This is a genomic window from Nocardia ninae NBRC 108245 (assembly GCF_007990755.1).
GTDB classification, from domain to species: Bacteria; Actinomycetota; Actinomycetes; order Mycobacteriales; family Mycobacteriaceae; genus Nocardia; species Nocardia ninae.
In genome coordinates this window covers 46,407-64,703 of record NZ_BJXA01000031.1, presented here as the reverse complement: position 1 = coordinate 64,703, position 18,297 = coordinate 46,407, and the positions used below count along the sequence as shown (strand labels likewise).

Annotated in this window: 15 protein-coding genes; 9 read left to right on the top strand and 6 right to left on the bottom strand. The window is 65.9% G+C overall.

Annotation, left to right across the window (positions count from 1 at the left end):
• Positions 1–25: 25 nt before the first annotated feature.
• The 4 genes from NN4_RS22445 to NN4_RS22430 all read right to left on the bottom strand — a co-directional run bounded on the left by NN4_RS22445 (position 26) and on the right by NN4_RS22430 (position 3,113).
• Entirely contained in the window at positions 26–868 is an 843-nt protein-coding gene (locus tag NN4_RS22445) for an alpha/beta fold hydrolase (RefSeq protein ID WP_147134745.1), read from the bottom strand.
• 153 nt (positions 869–1,021) lie between these two features.
• Positions 1,022–1,558 carry a hypothetical protein gene (locus tag NN4_RS22440; protein ID WP_135235743.1) on the bottom strand — a complete coding sequence of 179 codons (537 nt, stop codon included), beginning with the start codon at positions 1,556–1,558 and terminating at the stop codon, positions 1,022–1,024.
• 348 nt (positions 1,559–1,906) lie between these two features.
• Complete coding sequence (locus NN4_RS22435) at positions 1,907–2,635, bottom strand: DUF899 domain-containing protein (protein ID WP_186818570.1); 729 nt, start codon at positions 2,633–2,635, stop codon at positions 1,907–1,909.
• 115 nt (positions 2,636–2,750) lie between these two features.
• Complete coding sequence (locus NN4_RS22430; protein ID WP_147134740.1) at positions 2,751–3,113, bottom strand: cupin domain-containing protein; 363 nt, start codon at positions 3,111–3,113, stop codon at positions 2,751–2,753.
• A gap of 266 nt (positions 3,114–3,379) precedes the next feature.
• Between NN4_RS22430 and NN4_RS22425 the strand changes: the two genes are divergently transcribed.
• The 5 genes from NN4_RS22425 (at position 3,380) to NN4_RS22405 (ending at position 9,569) form a co-directional block, all read left to right on the top strand.
• Positions 3,380–3,919 (top strand): hypothetical protein, encoded by a 540-nt coding sequence (locus NN4_RS22425; protein WP_147134737.1) that lies wholly within the window; start codon positions 3,380–3,382, stop codon positions 3,917–3,919.
• A gap of 211 nt (positions 3,920–4,130) precedes the next feature.
• Complete coding sequence (locus tag NN4_RS22420; protein WP_147134733.1) at positions 4,131–5,528, top strand: class I adenylate-forming enzyme family protein; 1,398 nt, start codon at positions 4,131–4,133, stop codon at positions 5,526–5,528.
• 23 nt (positions 5,529–5,551) lie between these two features.
• The gene (locus NN4_RS22415; protein WP_147134730.1) at positions 5,552–7,120 is read left to right on the top strand and encodes an NAD(P)-binding domain-containing protein; all 1,569 of its coding nucleotides are present in this window, start codon (positions 5,552–5,554) and stop codon (positions 7,118–7,120) included.
• Positions 7,117–8,190 carry an alpha-hydroxy acid oxidase gene (locus NN4_RS22410; RefSeq protein WP_147134727.1) on the top strand — a complete coding sequence of 358 codons (1,074 nt, stop codon included), beginning with the start codon at positions 7,117–7,119 and terminating at the stop codon, positions 8,188–8,190. The genes NN4_RS22415 and NN4_RS22410 overlap by 4 nt, the downstream gene beginning before the upstream one ends.
• Complete coding sequence (locus NN4_RS22405; RefSeq protein ID WP_147134723.1) at positions 8,187–9,569, top strand: cytochrome P450; 1,383 nt, start codon at positions 8,187–8,189, stop codon at positions 9,567–9,569. The genes NN4_RS22410 and NN4_RS22405 overlap by 4 nt, the downstream gene beginning before the upstream one ends.
• 10 nt (positions 9,570–9,579) lie before the next feature.
• On the opposite strand, the gene NN4_RS22400 is transcribed toward NN4_RS22405, so the two are convergent.
• Together NN4_RS22400 and NN4_RS22395 are read right to left on the bottom strand one after the other, a co-directional pair.
• Positions 9,580–10,713: an asparaginase gene (locus NN4_RS22400; RefSeq protein WP_147134720.1), complete on the bottom strand. Its 1,134-nt coding sequence runs from the start codon at positions 10,711–10,713 to the stop codon at positions 9,580–9,582.
• A gap of 130 nt (positions 10,714–10,843) precedes the next feature.
• A complete protein-coding gene (locus tag NN4_RS22395) occupies positions 10,844–13,855 on the bottom strand; it encodes an alpha-mannosidase (RefSeq protein ID WP_147134717.1) in 3,012 nt (1,003 codons plus the stop codon).
• A gap of 204 nt (positions 13,856–14,059) precedes the next feature.
• Between NN4_RS22395 and NN4_RS22390 the strand changes: the two genes are divergently transcribed.
• From NN4_RS22390 to NN4_RS22375, 4 genes are read left to right on the top strand one after another with little or no spacing between them, the layout of a single operon-like run.
• A complete protein-coding gene (locus NN4_RS22390; RefSeq protein WP_186818569.1) occupies positions 14,060–15,448 on the top strand; it encodes an extracellular solute-binding protein in 1,389 nt (462 codons plus the stop codon).
• Positions 15,441–16,373, top strand: coding sequence for a carbohydrate ABC transporter permease (locus tag NN4_RS22385; protein ID WP_246181019.1), 933 nt, complete (start codon positions 15,441–15,443; stop codon positions 16,371–16,373). Before NN4_RS22390 ends, NN4_RS22385 begins: the two co-directional genes overlap by 8 nt.
• Before the next feature lie 46 nt (positions 16,374–16,419).
• Positions 16,420–17,244, top strand: coding sequence for a carbohydrate ABC transporter permease (locus tag NN4_RS22380; protein WP_147134714.1), 825 nt, complete (start codon positions 16,420–16,422; stop codon positions 17,242–17,244).
• Positions 17,245–18,255 (top strand): ABC transporter ATP-binding protein, encoded by a 1,011-nt coding sequence (locus tag NN4_RS22375; protein WP_147134711.1) that lies wholly within the window; start codon positions 17,245–17,247, stop codon positions 18,253–18,255. It abuts the gene before it with no gap.
• The last annotated feature ends 42 nt before the right edge of the window (positions 18,256–18,297 follow it).

Here is an 18,297-nt window from a genome sequence, read left to right as displayed (position 1 = left end):
GCGCTCGTGTAGTCGCCGGCGACGCTCAGAAAAGATCCGGCGTCGCCGGCGGCACATCGTCGAGGAACACACTCACCATCGGCGCGAGTACCGTTACCTCCCCAGATATTCCGATATGCGACGTCGCCGGCAGCATCACCAAGCGTGCGGCCGGAACCTTCTGCAGCATCCCCGACGCTGCCGCTTCCTCATCACCGCCGCCGCGCAGCTTGAACATTGCCAGCGCATGCTCCGGCTTCACCGCATCCGCATCCCCGACGATGACCATTGTCTTCGCGGGAATCGAACACATCTCCGCGTCGCTGATGTTCTGGTCATTGATGTTAAAGACTTTCATCTTTTCCAGGTAGGCGCCGAACGCCGCGGCGTCCGGCGTGTGCTCCATGAATGCCTGCTCGACGGGTGTACCGGCAAACGCTGTGGCGCTGAGACTTTCGATGCCCGCCAGCACCGCCGGGTACCAGCCGTCCGTGCGGTAGGTGGCGGACATCGAGACCAGCTTGCCGACGAGAGTCGGGTGACGGAGCGCGAGTTGCAGCGCGACCCCACCGCCCTGCGAGTAACCCATCACGTCCGCGCGCTCAACTTTCAACGCGCGCAGCAGCGCCGCGGCATCGTCGGCGAACTGCTCGTAAGACATCTCACGCGAAGTATCCGGGGTGCGGCCGTGCCCTTGCTGATCGAAGACGATCACCACCCGCTGGTCCGCGAACGCAGAGACCCACGACTTCATCGAGTCGGTCGCCATGAACGCGCCTGGGATCAGCAGCAACGGAGGCGTTTCCGACGAGCCGAGCTCGCCATACACTTCGTGATAGAGGCTCAGACCGTTGATCGGCAGGTGACCATAGTTCGAAGGCTCAATCACGGTTTCTCCTAGGGCTCGGATGAATCGGCTCTTATCTGTAGACGACAGACGGCCACCGAAATCATCGCGCTCGGGATCCGTGCACAGGGACCTTCCAGCCCCGCCCGATGCCGCGGGCGTCGCCGATGATGATGGCCAGCGGTCGCGCCCAGGTCATCGCCGCGCCTCCGTCGACCCCTTCACCCACGCCGGGCCGGTCAGGAACCAGATGACGGTGATGAGCCCCAACGGCTCGATCACCTCGCGCAGCGCGGCAGCCTGCTCCGCGTCGGCCACCGTCACCGACAGGCCGAAGCACACAGCCAGCGCGATCGCGGCCGCGACCAACCATTTGACGAACGATTTCGTCTCATGCTGCACAGCTTCCGGTCCGTGCTTGGGGCGTTTCGCCGGCCGCGGCGCGCCCGCGAACCGGTATGCGAACCAACCGTCTAGCCAGGCGATGGTCGATTTCCCGAATACCACGGTCCAGCCGAGATAGATCCCCGCGAGCCGGTGCACACCCGTGACCTGCGCACCCTGATACACATCGATGGCCACCGCGGTGACCAATGCCACGTCGATCAACGGAACCATCGCCAGCACAAGCGAACTCGCCTGCCGCCAGCGCACCACATAGCGCAACAGCAGCCCGGTCGCGGCGAGAACCCAGAACGCGACCTCGCAGGTCAGAATTATGGTCACCATCATCGCTGTCACCGCACCTGTCGGAGTGTGCTCACGCAAGCGAGCAGAGTGATCATGGTCTCGCCGCCCTGCCCGAGCCGTCGTCCTCCTTTATGACGACTTCCGGTACCACATCAGCCGATCGCGTCCGGCGGGAACGGTGGCCGGTCGGCCAGCCGGACGCGCCAGGTGCGCGCACGCCAGCCCGAGGCAACGGGCAGATGCTACCGATGCCATCCGGGAGAACCATTCGCTCGCGCCGGGCCTGCTACGCCCTCCCGATCGAAGCGCGAGGTTGCCACAACCTTGACCCAGCCCTTAGCCGTCCACCCCCATTTCGCCCGCGTGAATCACCTTGTGGCCGAGCCGAATTCAGCTGCTCTTGCCACCTGTACCCGCTACAGCGTCTCCGTTTGGGCCGTAAAGCCGGGCGACGTCGGGCGAGTCGAGCCACTTGGAGTACGTCGGCGACTTCGGCCAACCATCGGGTGAATCCTGCCATTCCTCTTGACGGCCCCACGGCAGGGTGTCGATCAACGCGAAGGTGTAGCTGAGCTGTTCGGTGCCGCGGCCAGTGGTGTGCCAGGTGCGGTAGACCTTGTCGCCGTCGCGGAGGAAGACGTTCACCCCGAATTCCCCGCCGGGCGGCGCGTCGACGTCGGCGCCGAACGAGCTTTCCGACGAGGAGTACCAGTCCATTTTGTTGCCGACTTTTGTCTTGTACGCCAGCGCTTCTTCGATCGGTCCGTTGGTGACGATGACGAAGCGGGCATCGTAGGGCTCGAGGAAGCCGAGCCGGGCCCACTGCGACGTGAGCCCGGTACAGCCGCCACACTGCCACTCCGCGCCGTCGGACCACATGTGGTGGTAGACGATGAGTTGGGAACGCCCGTCGAATACGTCGACCAGCCGGACCGGGCCGCCCGGACCGATCAGCGTGTAATCCGGCAGCTCGACCATCGGCAGTCTGCGGCGTTGTGCGGCGATGGCGTCGAGTTCACGGGTTGCGGCCTTCTCGCGGATACGCAGTTCGTCGAGCGCGGCTTGCCAGGTCTGCTGGTCGACGACTGGAGGGAGGGCTTTGGTGGTCTGCTCAGTCACGGTTTCTCCCGAGGTTCGGATGAATCGGCTCTGATGTGTAGACGAAACACAGCTGCAGAAATCATCGCGCTCGGGTCCGTGCCCGGTGGCCTTTTCGGCTGGCCGAAGCCGCATCTCACCGTTTGGCGTAGTCGTCGAAACCCTGCCAGTCGATCATGACGCACGGTTCGTCGCCGACCGTCCACGCATCATGTCCGGGTGCCGCCATCATGACGTCGCCAGGGCCGTATTCCTGCTTCTCACCGTCGTCCATGACCACCACCATGTGTCCCGAGACGCAGTAGCCCATGTGCGGCGCCTGGCAGCTGTCGGTCTGCGCGATCGGCTTGACATGTTCCGACCAGCGCCAGCCGGGTTCGAAGATCGCGCGACCCACCGCGCCCGCCTCGAGGTTGACCAGATCGAGCTTCCCTTTGCCGTCCTCGAAGGTGCGAGTCTCCTCCGGCGAATCAAAACTCTTGCGTACCAAACCAGACATGATTGTTCTCCTAGCCACCACGGGGCTATTGCTAGTCACCGCTCTTCGAGGGTCGACCCGACGACGGTCCCCGCCGCCGACTCTTGGCGCGACACCCACCCCGCCCGCGGTGCTGTCGTATCCTGCGTACACGTCCTGAATGTGACGCGCATCACAGACTACTCGGTCTGGGCTCGAGCGCAATACCGGTGATGACAGGTACCGCCTTCAGCCACACGCCTCTTGCGTCGTAGCTCATGCTGTAAGGAGTCGGTGGGAGGAGCAAAGTGAGTGTGCTCGGCAACGCGATATCTGCACTAGCCGTCCTGTCGGGTGTCCTACTCGGCGGATGGCTTGCCATCCGGAATCAAGACCGTCAGTGGCATCGTGACCACCAGCGCGAGTGGCGCGACATTCGGATCGCGACTTACAACGAGTTCGTAGCGGCGTACCGGCAATACGTCGCCTTCGCGCTTGACCCGGAGGCGCGCATCTCAGCAGCACCCCATCCATGGATCGTCGGTGAACTCATGCCGTTCTTCGAGGAGGCGGGGCGTCCATACAAGGAACGACTCGAATCCGCATGGGTTTCTGCCAGGTTGACCTACGAGTCCATAGAGACAGCGAGAGCTGGCTTGCGCGTACTGACCGCTGCGCGGCAGGTAGCCGCAGCACGAGGGACGTATGGCGCGAGTGAAATACCATCCGAGCTGTTCAAGGAGCTATGGACCGCCCAGGACTCGTTCGTGGCCGCCGCGAGAAAAGAACTGGGCCTCGCCGCCATATGGGAATTCCGAGATCCAGAGCAAGAAGGCGCACAACAGTAGCCGAACGCAGCCCAGCGGTCCCTCCTCCCGGCTGGCTGCCAACGAGGCGTATTCCGCACGCCGCCAGACTGCGGACATCGCGCGTTGGGCATCACGTCGCCGTAGTCGAGACCGGCTGTGCGCCAAGGCCGGAGAGCGCCCCTCCTGGCGGCTCGGCCAAACTTGTTGAATCTCAAAGTATCCCACCCCTGAAATCACTATCATCCGAACCGTGAGCTTTCCTGAGTCGATCGTGCAGGCATTGCATGCCGAACCGGGAAAAGTGGTGGTCGAGCACGGATCTCGCGGTGTCACCCGAGGTCAGCTGCTCACGATGATGGGCACGATCGCCGCAGGCATGCGGAGGTCAGCGCTCGGCCCGGGCAGCGGCGTGGCCATGTTCTTGGACGTCAGTGCCGAGTCGCTGGCCGCGTATCTCGCGGCATTCACCCTGGGCTGCCGCGTAATCGGCGTCCGGCCGGGCCTGAGCGAGCGACAGCAGCGGCACGTACTGACCAATGGAGTCGACGCCGTCCTGGACGACGGGCAGGTGGCAACCTACCTGCGAGGCTCAGCTGAGCCGTTGACAATCGAAGCACGCCCGGACGACTTCGCCCGGGTCTGCTACACCAGCGGCACCACCGGCCTACCCAAGGGTTGTGCACAGACCTACCGGGCGATGTCCACCCACTGGACTTGGGGCAAGCAAACCTGGAGCCAGGACACCGCAGAGCTGGCAGCCTGCACCGACCGCTACCTCTTGTTCGGCACGCTGGCCAGCGCGGTCGTGCAGGACTACCTCGGACTGTGCCTACTCGGCGGCGGCACCGCCGTGATCCCGGAACCCGTTGGCCCCCAACTGTTTCCCGAGGTCATAGGGCGGCTACGCATCACCGCCACGATCATGAACGTGCCCCGCCTCTACCAAATGCTGGACACCCTGCGCGTCGCGCCAACGGACACCAGCACCCTGCGTGCCATGGTGGTCGCCGGTTCACCACTCGCCCCGCATCGGCTGGCGGAGGCGGTGCGGCTGTTGGGCCCGGTGGTGCACCAGGCCTACGGGCAGACCGAAACCGGCGGCCTGACCACGCTGACACCCCGCGAGATCGACAACGGCATCCTCGCCTCGGTAGGCCGTCCACTGCCCGGCGTGCAGGTGGACATCCGCGACGGCGAGATCTACGTGCGCACGGATTACATGATGTCCGAGTACTTCGGCGACTCTGCGGAAACCGCCGAGGTGCTCGTCGACGGCTGGATCCGCACCCGCGACCTCGGCTACCTCGACGACGGGTACCTCTACCTGACCGGCCGTGCGCGCGACGTGATCATCGTGGACGCGCTCCCGGTATACGCCGGACCGATCGAGCGAGTGCTGGCCGACCACCCAGATGTCGATCAGGCCTACGTAGTCGGTGCGGCGGATGACCGCTGCGGAGAAGCGGTGCACGCCTTCATAGTTCCCCGCGCGGACCGCGTACCGGACTCGACCGCACTGTCCGCCTTGGTGCGCACCGAACTCGGCGAGTCGAGCGTGCCGCAGACCTACACGGTGGTGCCGGAGGCCCCGATCGCGGCGAGCGGCAAGCCGGACAAGAAAGCCTTGCTGGAGCTGTATCCCCGGTAACCGCACAATATTTGGAGGAGACCTTGCCCGAACTCGACTACCTGGTAATCGGCGCTGGGCCGGCCGGCCTCCAAATGGGCCACCATTTGCAGCAGGCCGGCCGCGACTATCTGATCGTGGAGGCCGGCGCGGCCCCCGGCACGTTCTTCAGCAAGTTCCCTCGGCACCGGCAGTTGATCTCCATCAACAAGGTGTACACCGGCTGGGACGATCCCGAACTGAACCTGCGCATGGACTGGAACTCGCTGCTGGCGGGGCCGCTGTTCAAGGAATACACGCAACGCTTCTTCCCCGCCGCCGACGACATGGTCCGGTACCTCGGTGATTTCGCTGCGACACAAGGTTTGTCGGTCCAGTACGACACGCGGATCGAGCGGATCAGCCGGCCCGACGGCTTCGAAGCCGTCGATCAGCATGGCAATGTGCTGCGTGCGCGACGATTGATCGTGGCCACCGGCGTCTCGAAACCCTATGTCCCCGCGATCCCCGGCATCGAGACGGCCGAGCTCTACAGCGAAATGTCGACAGATCCAGCGGATTTCACCAACCAGCGGGTGCTGATCATCGGAAAAGGCAACTCGGCCTTCGAGACCGCCGACAACCTGATCGAGCACGCCGCCGTCATCCACGTCGCCGGTCCGCATTCCCTCCGGCTCGCCTGGCAGACGCACTTCCTCGGCCATCTGCGCGCGGTCAACAACAACTTCCTGGACACCTACCAGCTCAAATCACAGAACGCGATCCTGGACGGAAATGTCGTCGACATTGCCCGGCAGTCGGATTCGTCGTACCTGGTGACGGTGAGCTTCTCCCGCGCCGACGAAGTCACCAAGGACATCCGCTACGACCGGGTACTGGTGGCGACCGGATTCCGTTTCGACGCCTCGATTCTCGACCCCGAATGCAGGCCCAACCTGGCGATCAACGATCGTTTCCCGGCCCAGACCTCGGCCTGGGAATCGATCAACGTGCCCGACCTGTACTTCGCGGGCACGATCACCCAAGAACGCGATTTCAAGAAGTCGACCAGCGCCTTCATCCACGGATTCCGTTACGCGACAAGGGCATTGCACCGCGTCCTGGAACAACGTCATCACGGCCAGGATTGGCCACACCGCGAGCTGGCAGGCAGTGCAGGCAAGGTGGGTGCGGCAATCCTGGAGCGGGTGAACCGGACCTCCGCCTTGTGGCAACTGTTCGGCTTCATCGGCGACGTCGTCACGCTGAGCGCGGACGGGTCGGCGCGGTATTGGGAGGAACTACCAGTCGATTTCGTGGCCGACGCCGTTGCGGCGGGCCTCCTCGGCGAGGTCGACACCTACCTGGTGATCACCCTGGAGTACGGCAAGGACCACGACCGTCTCGACCCGTTCGACATCAATGCCCGCCGCATCGCGCAGTCCGACGCCGAGCACGCCCTGGACGGGCGCTACCTGCACCCGGTGGTGCGGCAGTACCGCATCGACGGGCAGATCGCGGAGCACCACATCACCGAGAACCTCGAGAACGAGTGGACGCAGGAAACAGTGCACCGCAAGCCCCTCGTCGACTTCCTCGACACCGCACTGCGCGCGCCGGAGCCGATGCGGTGACCAGCCTGGTCGCGCTGGAGCAACAAGCCAAGGATCTGCTCGAGCCGGCGCACTACGACTTCTTCGCCGGTGGGGCCGGAGAGGAGCTCGCCATGGCCGACAACGAGCAGGCCTTCCGTCGGCTTGCGTTGCTGCCCAGGGTTTTACGGGACACCACCGACCGGTCCATCGCGACAGATCTACTCGGTGACCCGAGCACCATGCCGGTGTTCGTGTCCCCCACTGCGTTCCACCGACTGGCCCATCAGGAGGGTGAGCGGGCCACCGCCCGAGGAGTGGCCGCGGCCGGGATCGTCCACATCGCCAGCATGGCCGGAACGGTAGCCATCGATGAAGTCACCACCGCCGCAAGAGAGGTCGACCGAGACGCGCGCGTGTGGTTCCAGCTCTACGTACAGCCCGAGCCGGAGGTTACCGACGAACTCATCCGGCGAGCCGAACGGGCGGGTTGCACGGCTCTGGTGGTGACGGTCGACTCTCCCGCGTTGGGCCACCGAACCCGGGACGACCACCACAACTTTCACGACCTACCCGCCGGCATGTGGGCGGAAAACATGCGGGGCCTACCGGGCGCTACAGAAAGCGGCGTCCGGCGGATCGCGATGTCGACCGCGCTGACCTGGGACCATCTCCGCTGGCTCCGCGAGAAGACGCGACTTCCCTTGGTACTCAAAGGGATCCTGCATCCCGGGGACGCGCGGCTGGCAGTGGAGCACGGGGCCGACGCGATTCTGGTGTCCAATCACGGCGGACGTCAGCTGGACCTCGCTCCCGCAACTCTGGACGCCCTACCCGCCATCACCGCCGCAGTGGCCGGTCGGATCCCGATCTTCCTCGACGGCGGAGTACGCCGCGGCTCGGATGTCGTGCTGGCGTTGGCACTGGGCGCCACGGCGGCAGGTGTGGGGCGACCGGTGCTGTGGGGCCTGACCGTCGGCGGCGCCAAAGGAGTGACCGGAGTGCTGGACAACCTCCGCGCGGAGATCGAACACACGCTGACGCTGTGCGGGGTGGTCACACTGTCCGAACTCAACCCGAGTCTGGTCACCACCCGAGGGGCGGCGCGATGACCAAGCCGACGCCGATACTGGCGACCGCGGGCGCACTCTGGGCGGTCTCCCGCTGGCTGCCCCAGGCGGTGGTTGCCCTGCGGGTGCGCATCTTCGCGAAAGTCAACGGCAGCAACGAGATAACCCTCCCCGGCGAGCGCGGCGGCCCGGAGCTCTTCTTGCGGCTGTACGCGCACCCGGCCGCCAACGGACGCAGCCGAGGCGCGGCACTGTCGGATCTGTTCTGGTACTGGCTGGCGCCCGGCCCAGAAGTACACCAGGAGCACCTCGAGGACGGCCCGCGCTACGACGAGGCGGCGCGAACCACCCGCGCCGTACTGTCCCTGCCCACCGCCGAGATCGAGCGGCTCGCCGACCGTTGCGCCCGCCGGGTACTCGACGAACTGCCGCCCCGGCCGCTGACTCTCGTGCGACTACGCGACCTGATGATGCCGATCTGGGCAGAGTTCTTTTACGAGTTGGTCTTTCGCGAACCCTGCCCACCGACCGCCAGGGATCTGATCGTCGGCAATGCCGACGACGTGGTGACGTCGCTGAAATGCACCGGGCTGCGCCACATGCGCCGACGCGACCGCCTCACCCGGTACCTGCTCGCCAGAATCGATGCGGGCGAGGTGCCGCACGAACTACCGGCCCTGCTCAGCCGACGCGAGCAGGCCCACTACTTACAGGGCGCGTTCTTCAACACCGCCGTCGTACAGATGTCCGAGGGCATGGCGCACCTACTGCTCGCGATCGCCCAGCACCGAGAGGTACAACACCGCATCCTCGCCGAGCCGGATACGCCGTACCTGGATCACGTCATGGACGAAACACTGCGCCACTTCCCGCTTTTCGGGATCGCGCACCGGATCACCACTGCGGACATCGACGTCGGCGACGGCAGCGCGATCCCCGCCGGGACGGTGCTGTGCTTCAACTATCAGGAGTTCGAGCGAACCGGCCACACCGACCCCGACAAATTCGACCCCGACCGGTGGACCACCCAGCGCGCCAAGGACACTCACCACATCCCCTTCGGCGTGGCAGCCAATCGTCCGTGCCCGGCCTGGCGCCTCTCCCCCATCGCAATGCGCACGGTCACCCGAACAGTGCTGGACCGCTACCGACTACGTTCCTCCGTCTCGCACACCCGCTCCATCCCCCACCGCGCCCCCTGCCTCCTCCTGTCCACCGATGCCCCGCCATCGCCGAACCTGGTGCGCGCGGCATTGACCGGACTGCGCCTGCGCGACCGCTTCGAGGACGTCTGGCGCGGCGTCACCCAGCTCATCCTCGGCACCTGGATGGTCCTGGACGCACGCCGCCTCCGCCTCTGCGCACAGTATTTCGACGATCGGCAAAAGACGCAGACCTGCCCGATTCCGCACTCCGGCTGAAGCAACTGGCCTATCGAGCGTTCATCTCCTGCTGGACGCGCACCGGGTCGGTGATGCCGACGGTCAGGAGCAGCTGCAACAGCACGCGCGCCTTCGCCGGGTTCAGATCGGCGGAGGTGGCGAAACCGAGCTCGTCGTCGTTGACCTCGGCGTTGCGCACCACCTCACCGGAGCCAACCCTGGTCGAGCGGACGACCACGCGGTCGTCGTTGGCCTTGGCGAGCGCATCGAGCACCGCTTTGGCGGTGTTGCCGTCGCCGACACCGGCCAGCACAATGCCTTTCGCCCCGTGCCGGACCGCGTCGTCGACCTGGTCCGGGCGCATACCGGCATGCGAGTACACGATGTCGACGCGTGGCAGCGACGAACCGTCCGGCACCGGGAAACGCGGACGCGTGTGCGACTGCGGTGTTGTGACGAAACGGATCGAATCGCCGGACACATACCCCGCAGGCCCGGTGTTGGGTGAGGCGAAGGTCTGCATGCTCGAGGTGTGCGTCTTGGTGACCTCGCGCGCGCTGTGGATGGTGTCGTTCAGCACGACCATCGCGCCCCGCCCCCGTGCCGCGGGCGCCGCGGCAATGCTGACGGCAGCGCGCAGATTGGCCGGTCCGTCCGCGCTCAGCGCGTTGGCCGGGCGCACGGCTCCGACCAGCACCACCGGCTTGTCGGTAGCCACCACGTTGTCCAGGAAGAACGAGGTCTCCTCGATCGTGTCGGTGCCGTGGGTGATCACCACACCGTCGGTGGCGTTGTCCGCGAAGAGCTGATTGATCCGGCGCGCCAGGGTGAGCCAGATCTCCTCGTTCATATCCTGGCTGCCGATATTGGCGATCGACTCCGCTTGCAACGTCGCGATCTTGTCGAGGCCGGGCACCGCGGAGATCAGGTCTTGCACGCTGGCTTGCCCTGCCTTGTACCCGACACCCGGTTCCGCGTTGGCCTTTCCGGCGATGGTGCCGCCGGTGGCCAGGATCGTGACCCGGGGTGGCGCGCCCGGTACGGATGGAACGACGGTTGTCGACGCGCGGGGCGGCGCGAGGGACGTCACCGCAGCGCCGTTGCCGGAGTCGGCGCCGCAACCGACGACCAGAACGGCGGACAGGGCCAGGCCGAGAAGGGCAATCGTGCTGCGGCGTCCCATGGTTGAAGTCCTTTCGCTAACCCGGCGCAGGACCGGCTCGGCCGGTAGCGCCGAGGGGTCACGAACGCCGATGATCTCGACGCTGCGCCTGCTGGCACCGAGTCTCTCTCGAATGCGCCGTTACCGCAGGCTATTCGGCGGTGACCGAACGGACGAATCGGAGCGTGACGAGTTGGAAAGGCCGCAGCCGCAGCCGGACTCCCACTTCCTCCGGGCTTGCGGAGGTGTCCGCAGGCAGTGGCCGTTCCAGCAGATCGCACACCTGGAATCCGGCGGCGTCGAACCCGGGAGTCACCAAGGCCGAGGCGCGGCCGCCCTGTGCTTCGTAGACGCGCAGCACGACATCGCCACTGCCGTCGTCGGCCAGTTTGACCGCGCTGGTCACCACGGCGTCGTTGTCGATGACGAACAGCGGCTCGACGGCTTCGGCGACACCCGGCGTCGGCGGCGTGAGGTTGACGCGGTAGCCCGCATTCACCGCGTCCCCGATTGCGGCACCGGGAAGCAGCGCATGCCGGAAGCGATGTACCCCGTGGTCGGTCTGCGGATCCGGGAATCGCGGTGCGCGCAGCAGCGAGGCGCGCACCGTTGTCGTCGTCCCGCCGTCGGCCCGCACCGTGCGGGTGACGTCGTGACCGTAGGTGGCGTCGTTGACGAGCGCCACGCCCCACCCGGGCTCGGCGAAGTGGACGAACCGATGGGCGCAGGCCTCGAACTTCGCGTACTCCCAGCTGGTGTTGGTGTGCGTGGGCCGGAACAGGTGCCCGAACTGGGTCTCCGAGGCGTAGCGGTCGGCGTGGATGTCCAGGGGGAAGGCCAGTTTGAGGAACTTCTCGGTCTCGTGCCAGTCGACGCTGGTCTCGATCTCCAACACCCACTCGTGCAGTGTCAGAGTTTGTTCGACGGTGGAGGAGCCGAACGACCGGCCAATTCGCACCACGCCCGAATCCGGCTCTGCCACAACGAAGTCCGCGTCGGCGAGATCGGTGACCCGGTTGCGGTAGAAGATATCGACATCCCAGGCATCCCAGGAGTTCGGCAGATCCGGATGCAACTGCAGCAGATTCGCGACCGAACCCGGCGGCAGGGTCTCGCGCAGATGCTCGACGTCGAACACCGACACGACTAGGCCGCGCGCATCCACCTCGACCTGCAAAAGCCCGTTGTCGAGCACGAACCCGCCACCCATGCGCTCGGTCACCGCGCACGGACGAGCCGCCGCCACCGGTCCCGCCGCACCGGCCGGAATCGAGCGCCACACGTGCGGCGCCGGATTGAAGGCATTCGGCCCCACCTGCTCACCGCCGAGCACCCACTTGGCCCGCTCGATGAGCTCGGCCAACTCCTCGGCCACCACCGCATAGGTCTGCTCCGCCTCGCGGTGCACCCACGCGATCGACGAGCCGGGCAGGATGTCATGGAACTGGTGCAGCAGCACGGTCTTCCAGAGCCGGTCCAGCGCCGCGTACGGATACTCGACGTTCTTGCGCACCGTCGCCGTCGCGGCCCAGAGCTCGGCTTCGCGCAGCAGATGCTCGCTGCGCCGGTTACCCTGCTTGGTCTTCGACTGACTGGTCAGCGTGCCGCGGTGCAACTCCAGATACAGCTCCCCCACCCAGACGGGCGGGTTCTGATACTCGGCCTCGGCTTTGGCGAAGAACTCGGCGGGCTTGTCCCAGAATACCTTCGGCGAGCCTTCGAGGTTCTTCATCCGCGCGGCCTTCGCGACCATCTCCCGCGTCGTCCCGCCGCCGCCGTCACCCCAGCCGGTCGGCGCCAACGACCTCGACGCACGCCCCTTGTCCTTGAAATTGCGGGCGGCGTGCGCGATCTCGCGGCCGTGCATGGTGCAGTTGTAGGTGTCGACCGGCGGAAAGTGCGTGAAGATCCGGGTGCCGTCGACCCCCTCCCACAGGAACGTGTGGTGCGGGAACTTGTTGATCTGGCTCCAGGAGATCTTCTGTGTCAGCAGCCATTTGGCGCCCGCCGCCTTGATGATCTGCGGCAGCCCCGCGGCGAATCCGAACGTGTCGGGTAGCCACACCTCCTGGTTGTCGACGCCGAACTCCTCCAGGAAGAACCGCTTGCCGTGCACGAACTGCCGCGCCATCGCCTCGGAGCCGGGCATATTCGTGTCGGCCTCCACCCACATGCCGCCGGTCGGCACGAATCTCCCGGCTGCCACCGCCTCTTTCACCTTCGCGTAGACCTCGGGCCGGTGCTGCTTGATGAAGTCGTATTGCGCGGCTTGGGACATCGTGAAGACGAACTCCGGTTCGTCGGCCAGCAGCGCGGTCATGTTCGCGGTGGTGCGCGCGACCTTGCGCACCGTCTCGCGCAGCGGCCACAGCCACGCCGAGTCGATGTGCGCGTGCCCGACGGCGGAGATCAGGTGCGCGGACGGGATCGCCGGTGCGGCAAGCACATCGGCCAGGCAGGCCCGTGCGGCGGCCGCGGTGGCGTTCACGTTCTGCAAGTCGACGGCGTCGAGCGCCCGCTCGATCGCCCGGACGATGGTGAAGCGGCGCGCGGGGTCCTCCGGCATCTCGTGCATCAGCTCACCGAGCACCTCCAGATCCAGTACCAGGTTCCAGACTTCTTCGTCGAGAACCGCGAGATCCATTCGGCCGAGCCGGTATTGCGGTTCCGTGCCTGCGGTGAGCTTGTCGCCGAGGGCGTTCGGCGCGAAGAAGGGAATGATCGGGTTGGACGCCGCTTCGACGTGCAGCAGCACCTGCTCGCCGCCGACCGCGGGGGAAGCCACCCGCACCCACTGGTTGCGCGGGTGCAAGCCCTTGACCGGTGATCCGTCCGACCGATAGACCAGCCCTTCGCACTGGAAGCCCGTCATGTTCCGGTCGAAACCGAGGTCGATGATCGCCTCGACGGTCTTGCCCGCCCACTCGGCAGGCACCGTCCCCTCGACGGTGAGCCAGCTGGTCCCCCACGGCGCACCCCACGGCGCACCGGACTGGATCGGCGTCCGTGGCGCGGCCAAGCCCTCGGCGACCGGCACCGGCTCGTCCGGCGCCACCCAGATGGACGCGGTCAGCGGCACCGACTCCGGATAGACCGCAGGCATGATCCGTTCCATCAGCACCCGCCCGAGGCGGTCCTCGATCAACCGACGGTCATCGTGCATAGCGGTGGCTCCGATCGGATCGGGGAACGTGATCAACACACAACTCCCATTCTCCACAGCGCGGTGCATTCTCCGGCGCAATCGGCGGCTCGGGCCGGTCCGCCGTGCCCCGAATATTGGGGCCTATTCCATGAATGCGCGTCGGTGGGCTGCGTCTTGTGACAACGTCGGAGTGAGGATGGATTTGCCTTTCAGGAGGACCCCATGGCATCGAACTGGCGGGTGTTCGCGGCGGTGGTGAGCGCAAGCGCGCTCTTGATGGGGACGGCGGGTTGCGGGGACGACGGCGACGGGCAGTCGCTGACGATCACCGCGAACGCCATCAACTCGGCGGGCGGGAAGAACGCGGCCGAGGCGAAATGGATCGAAGACTGGGTCATCCCGAATTTCGTGGAGCAGCAAAAGGCCAAGGGCGTCACCGTCAAGGTGAAATTCCAGGCGACCGGCGTGCCGGACGAGGATTACAAAAGCCGGATCGCCAAGGACCTGAAGACCGGTACCGGCGCCGACGTGGTGTCACTGGATGGGATCTGGGTCGGCGAGTTCGCCGAGGGCGAGCAGATCAGGCCGCTGGACGAGCTGGTCGGCGCGGATAAAGTCCAGGCGTGGGACGGCTGGCAGCACATGCCGGAAACGGTGCGGCAGTTGACGTCCTACAACGGCGTGCAATACGGCATACCGCAGGAGACCGATGGCCGGGTGTTGTTCTTCAACCGAAAGCTGTTCGCGCAGGCGGGTTTACCGGCGGACTGGCAGCCGACCAGCTGGGACCAGGTGCTGGAGGCAGGCCGGAAGTTGAAAACAGTCCCCGGCGTCACTCCGGTGCAACTGAATGCGGGCACCAGCTTCGGTGAGGCGACGACCACCCAGGGCGTGCTGCCGTTGCTGGCGGGCACGGGCAGCACGTTGTTCGAGGGCGGCAAGTGGGTCGGGAACACCGCGAAATTCCGCAGGGTGCTGGACTTCTACCGCACGGTGTACAGCGAGCGGCTGGGCGATGCGGAGTTGCAGCAGGACGCCAAGGGCCGGGAGAAAAGCTTCGAGAAGTTCGCCAAAGGACAGGTGGGCATCCTGTTGGAGGGCGACTACTTCTGGCGCGGCGTGCTGAACCCGACCGGGGGCAGCTTCCCGATGGCCGAGCGCGACACCCAGGTGGGATGGGCGAGAATCCCGGCCGCTACGCCCGGTGCTGGGGTGCGCCAGCAAGACTTCGTGAGCATGTCCGGCGGTGGCGGACGCGTGATCAATCCGAAGAGCAAGAACGTCGGATTGGCTTGGGAGCTCCTGCAATTCATGAACTCGCCGGAGGCGTTCAAGGGACTGCTCGCCGGTGGCGGGCCACGGATCACCGCGCGCCAAGACGTGAATGCCGAAGCGCTGGGCGGTGATCCGATGCTGACCTTCGTGTCCGAGCAGGTGCTGCCGATCACCTCGTTGCGGCCCGCGCTACCGGAGTACACCAAGGTGTCCAAGGCGTTGCAGCAGGCGACGCTGGACGTGGTCACGGGCACCGGCACCGCGGATGCCGCTGCGGCATACGGCAAAGCCGTGGAGGAGGCGGTCGGCGGCAAGGAAAAGGTGGCCGGTGACTGACCCCACGACCCCGGGCCCCGCCGCTATCGCGAAGGTCGGGCAGGGCGGGCCCGACACCGACGTGGCCGGATTGGGGCGCTGGAAGGCGAGCGCGTTCGTCACCCCGGCGCTCTTGCTGATCGCGGCGTTCCTGGTGTTCCCGGCGCTGTGGCTGCTGTGGATCGGGCTCACCGACCTCACCGTGTCCGGGCGCACCTCGGTGGACGTTTCCTTTGTGGGACTGGACAATTACGCGAAGGCACTGCGGGATCCGCTGTTCGGGAACAGCGTCTGGATCACGTTGCTGTTCGTCTTCGGCTCTGCCATCGTCGGGCAGAACGTCCTCGGTTTCACGCTGGCCTGGTCGATGCGCAAGGCCGCCCGCTGGGTGCGCACGCTGGTGGAAAGCCTGGTGCTGCTGGCCTGGATCCTGCCGGCCAGTGTGGTCGCGGTGCTCTGGATCGCCATGCTGGATCGCGATGAGGGCAGCGCCAACCGGCTGCTGAACAGTCCCGGATACGCCTGGATGATCCAACAACCGCTGGCCGTCATCATCGTGTTCAACATCTGGCGCGGCACCGCTTTCTCGATGCTGCTGTATTCCGCGGCGCTGTCCACCGTGCCGCCGTCACATTTGGAGACCGCACGGCTGGCCGGGTCGTCCGGGCCACAAACGTTGCGGGACGTGGTTTTTCCGAGCATGCGCGGGCACATCCTGACCAACACCCTGCTCATCAGCTTGTGGACCTTCAACGACTTCACGCCGTACCTGTTGACGCGGGGTGAGCCGAACCATCGCAGCGAGACGTTGCCGATCTTCCTGTACCGGCAGGGAATCGACGACGGGGCGTTGGGCTACGGCGCCGCCGCGTCGGTGTTGATGCTGCTGATCAACCTGGTGCTCGCGCTGTTCTATCTGCGGCTGCTGCGACGGCGAACGTCGTGAGCGCCCCGATCACGTTGCTGCACCGGATATCTGAGGGGAGGCGAGCATGAGTCCACGGCAGATGATCTCGCGCATCGGGTTCTATACGTTCGTCGCGGTGCTGACCGGGTTCTTCGCGCTGCCGATGCTGTGGCTCGCCTCGGCGCCCTTCGACGCCAACCCCGGGTATGCACCGCGGATACCGGAAAGGCCGACGCTCGAACACTTTTCGGCGCTGTTCGAGAACGACCTGACCATGGGTTCGCTCTGGAACTCGATACTGCTGTCCGTCGCCAGCATGGTGCTGGTGGTCGGCGGCGCGGCGCTGGCGTCATACGCGCTGTCGCGGGTCCGGATTCCCGGCCGTGATGCGCTGCTGTACCTGCTGCTGTTGCTGTCCAGCGTGGTCACCGGCACCGCGGCGATGGTGCCGATCTTCCTGATGATCTGGAAGATGGGTCTGCTGGACCGGCAATTGGGTGTGGTGCTGGTGCTGTCCGGCGGGTTGCTGCCCGCGGCGATCTTTATCCTGAAGGACTTCATGGACTCGGTGCCCAAGTCCTACGAGGAGTCGGCGCGGGTGTTCGGGGCGGGGCCGTTGCGCATCCTGCGCGACATCGTGGTGCCGGTCGCCCGGCCGGGGCTGGCCACCATCGCGGTGTGGACCGTGGTGAATGTGTGGGGCAGCTACCTGGTGCCGTTCCTGCTGCTGCGCGACCAGGAAAAGCAACCGGCCGCGGTGCTGGTACGCACCTTCTACGACGAGGGCGGCGGGGCACAGCTGGGGCCGATCTCGGCATTCTCGCTGCTGTACTCGATTCCGGTCGTGCTGATGTACCTGTTCGTCAACCGGCGCTACGGCTTCCGGCTCCACGGAGGGATCAAGTCCTAGATGGCGCAGATCGATCTGACGGACCTGACCAAGGTCTTCCCCGGCGACGTGACGGCCCTCGACGCCTTGTCGTTCACCATCGAGGACGGGGAGTTCTTCGCACTGCTCGGTCCGTCCGGGTGTGGCAAGACGACGCTGCTGCGCACCATCGCCGGGCTGGAAACCCCTACCAGCGGGCAGGTTCGGATCGGCGAGAAGGACGTCACCCGGCTGTCGCCCGGCCGACGCGACGTGGCCATGGTGTTCCAGGATTACGCGCTGTTCCCGCACATGACGGTGGTCGACAACATCGCCTATCCGCTCAAGGTCCGCGGCACCGATCGCCGTACCCGGGCCGCGAAGGCACACGAGACCGGGGATCAGCTGTCACTGGGCGGGTTGATGGCGCGCCGTCCGACCGAGCTGTCCGGCGGGCAACAGCAGCGGGTGGCGCTGGCGCGGGCAATGGCCTGCCACCCCAAGGTTTTCCTGTTCGACGAGCCACTGTCCAATCTGGATGCTCGGCTGCGCTTGGAGGCCAGGACCTTCTTGAAGAAGCTGCAACACGAGCTCGGCGTGACCACGGTATTCGTCACCCACGACCAGGCCGAGGCGCTGGCCCTGGCCGACCGGATCGCGGTGATGTCGAACGGGCAGATCCGCCAACTCGGCACCGCCCGGGAGGTTTTCCGCCGCCCCGCCGATACCTTCGTCGCCAATTTCATCGGCTCCACCCCCATGAACCTGATCCCCGGCGAGCTCGTCGGGCTGGATTCGTCGGTCATCTGGGGAGCCCGGCCCGAATATCTGGCCTACTCCACTACCCCCCGAGAAGGGGTATTGCACGGCACCGTATCCACGGTGGAACACCTCGGCGCGACGTCTCTGGTTACCGTGCAGGCAGACGATTTCACCGTTGCCGTCATCGTGCCGGAAGCGGAAGAACCGGCCGTGGGGGCCGAGGGTTGGGTAATCCCGCAACCTGACCGCGTCCTCTTATATGACGCCGAATCAGGCGTTCTACTGCCGTAATAACGTGCGTGGCAATCAATCTCATCAAGCGTACCGAGCAGT